The sequence below is a fragment of the bacterium genome (assembly GCA_019912885.1).
Classification (GTDB): Bacteria; Lernaellota; Lernaellaia; order JACKCT01; family JACKCT01; genus JAIOHV01.
In genome coordinates this window covers 1-3123 of the sequence record JAIOHV010000142.1, presented here as the reverse complement: position 1 = coordinate 3123, position 3123 = coordinate 1, and the positions used below count along the sequence as shown (strand labels likewise).

Below are 3123 nucleotides of genomic sequence, written 5' to 3'. Positions count from 1 at the left end.
GCTGCGCTTCGTTTGCGGCCCTGACATTGCGAAGGCGGTGATGCCGGGGCGGTATCGACCGCGCACTTCGCTGCGCTTCGTTTGCGGCCCTGACATTGCGAAGGCGGTGATGCCGGGGCGGTATCGACCGCGCACTCCGCTGCGCTGCGTTTGCGGCCCTGACATCGCAAAACCCCCTAGATTTCGTACCAGCACCCGTCGGCCGCGTCGATGAAGTCGGCGTCGTCCTGGTCGAGGGCGCCGGATCGGTCGAGGTCGGCGCCGTCGCACCAGTCGTTGCCGACGTTGCAGGGGGTGGGGTTCGCCGGGCCGTAGGCTAGCCAGGCCGCGTCGAAGAGCGTCCTGTCGCCGGCGTCCACGTCGCCGTCGGCGTCGAGGTCGGGACGCTCGCATCCGAGGATCGCCCAGGCGCAGTCGAGCACGGTCGGCTCGAGGGCGCAGTTGGGCAGTTCGTTCATGAAGATGGCGCCGCCGAAGCCCTGATGCGTGATGTTGGGAATTTCCATCCAGTCGCCGTTGACGTCGATGACCTCGTAGTGGTCGCCGTTTCGTTTGATGGGCTTGTCGGCCTCGGTGGGGAAGCGATCCCAGTAGCGGTCGTAGGTGAGGGGCCGATCGGAGTAGCCGTTCACCTCGTCGAGGATGGACTGCCAGAGCTGGGCGTCGGACTTGAGGGCGCGCGGGGTGGAGTCGCCGCGTTCGAGCACGTCCTCGAACGTCTCCTGGTAACGATCGGCGCGTTCCCAATCCAGCGGGTCGTAGTCGGCGTTGCCGACGCCGCCGATGTGCGCGTATTGGGCGGCTTTCTGGAGCTCTTCCACGGCGAAGTTGACCCAGTTCGAGGGCACGGGATCCTGCGCGTTCGCCCAGTCGTAAATGAGCTTCGCGGCCAGGCGGTGGACCTCGGTGATGTGGAAGAGCGTCTCGCGCGCCTCCTGATAGAGCTCGTCGTTGTCGGTCAGTTTCGCGTAATAAGCCACGGCGAAGATGGCCATTTCGGGCTGGTCCGTTCCGGTCGCGACCGTTTTCAGGATATCCGCGACGGGTTCGCCGCCGAGGTTCAGGGCGATGCCGAGCAGATCGAACAGGGACTGGCCGAGAACGCGCACCTCGAGGACATCGCCCCATCCGAGCCCGACGTAGGCGTCGTCGAGGTTCTTGCACGTCTTGGTGATGTTGGGGACGGGCAGTCCGAGGGCTTCGAGGATCGCCTTGATGGCGAGGATCTCATACGACCCCGGCGTTTCGACCGGCTCGGTGGGTGAGGACAGGCCGTCCGCGGACAGGGCCTTGGCCATGTAGGACATCTGGCAGGAGTTCATCGAGCCGAGCCACTCGGGGCCCTCGTCGGTGCCGTCGGGGCGGATTTCGCCGGCGACGATGAGGTGCGCGTCGTCGTAAGGTTCGAACTCGCTGACGGTCATGAGGTTGTAGCCTTCATCGACGGTGCGGTCGCCGATGCGCTGTCCGGCGGCCCACGCGCGGGCGGCGGAGGCGCGCACGTCGGCATCGGCCGCGGGGTCGTTCATGGCTTCGAGCGCCGCGAAGTAGCCGGCGCCGAAATCCGGGAAGTTGTCGCGGCTGTTGTGATTGCCCCAGAAGTAGCCTTCGAAGGGGCCAAGCTGACTGACCATGTAAGACGAGCAGCAATTGGAGATGCGCAGGTAGTTCGGCATTTCCTCGAACACGAGCGTCACGGCGTAGTCGCCCGGGCGCAGGATCGACTCGATGCGGAAGTAGTGATCGGTCGGCTCGCCATTGATGTGATAGACGCCGTCGGAGAAGAAGGCGTCGATGATTTCTTCTTCCAGTTCCGCGTCGTAGTCCTCGGCGGGGTCAATGGGCGTGTCATCCAGCGTGCGTGTCACGGTGCCGCCCGGCCCATCGATGGTCGTCGTGAAGCCGGTCTGCCACTCGCGGCACGTGAGGCCGTCGATGCCCTGGATTTCCTCGGCGTAGGCGAGGCCCTCGAACTGGCGGATGAGCGTGAGGGCCATCTCGCGCGTGCGAAAGATCTTGTACGCGTGATAGGTGTTGAACACGGAAAAGCCGATCCAGTTGTTGTCCACGGGGTGGAGCTGGACCTCGTATTCGTTTCCTTCCTTGGCGATGTTGGTGTGGCCGAGCGTGTGCGCGGGCACGACGTCGCCGACGAGCATGAAGCGGTTGTAGGCCAAAAGCGCGCGATCGACGCGCTCCTTGTAGTAGAGGCGGAAGGCGTCGGCCTTCGCGTTCGGATTGTCCCAGGGATCGAAGACGATGTCGGTGTCGTCGTCGCCGGTGTCATCGTCGCCGGTGTCGTCATCGCCAGTGTCGTCGTCGGACGTATCGTCGTCCGCGTCATCGTCTGTCGTATCGTCGTCCGCATCATCGTCGAACGTGTCGTCGTCCGCGTCATCGTCACCCGCCGTGTCATCGTCGCCGGCGGTATCGTCATCCGCGGACGTGTCGTCGTCGGGCGCGGCGTCATCGTCGCCATCATCGTCGTCATCGTCATCGCCGCAGGCGCAGCCGGCGAACGAGAGCATCAAAACACTCGCGAGCGCGAGCGCCAACCAGCGCGTGTATTTCATGGAACCCGATCCCTCATGGTGCGGCGCCAATGGCGCGGAAAATTGAGGGGGTGAATTTACCATGACGCGCGAGGAAATAGGAGACAGGAAATAGGAAAGAGGAAAGAGGACACGCGAGGAACGAGAAAAGAGGAAAGAGGAAAGAGGCGAAACGCGAAGTCGTCATGAATTCGCGAACGGCGCGGATGACGACGATTGGAATTGACGGTTTGCGGGGGGCGGCGTGAGTTTTTCCGAAGCTGAGGACCCGCCTTCGCCAAGGCTTCGGCGCGCCATGGCACCTGCGGTCCCGGGGAGGGGCCGTCGCGGGAAGAGGAAGGCGGTGGTATTTGGGGGCGCGTTGGGAATAGCGGGATTTTTTCGGGCGCGGGCGCGGGCAAAGGAAGCGGCGATGCTGGGGCGGGGTCGACCGCGCCCTCCGCATCTTGGCGCCTCCGCGTTCCGCCGAATGCGATTCTGTGATTTCACTCGTCACTCGCCACTCGTAACTCGACACTCGCTACCGGTATTCGCTCCTCAGCTCCTCCACCACGGCCCACTCGGGCATGTC

General features: G+C 64.2%; 1 protein-coding gene. It reads right to left on the bottom strand.

From position 1 onward, the window contains the following. Window positions 1–176 precede the first annotated feature (176 nt). Window positions 177–2573 carry a hypothetical protein gene (locus tag K8I61_11965; protein MBZ0272746.1) on the bottom strand — a complete coding sequence of 799 codons (2397 nt, stop codon included), beginning with the start codon at window positions 2571–2573 and terminating at the stop codon, window positions 177–179. Window positions 2574–3123 lie beyond the last annotated feature (550 nt).

Coding starts and splice junctions, on each gene's coding strand:
- K8I61_11965 (MBZ0272746.1), bottom strand. CDS start 2,573: ATGAAATACACGCGCTGGTTGGCGCTCGCGCTCGCGAGTGTTTTGATG.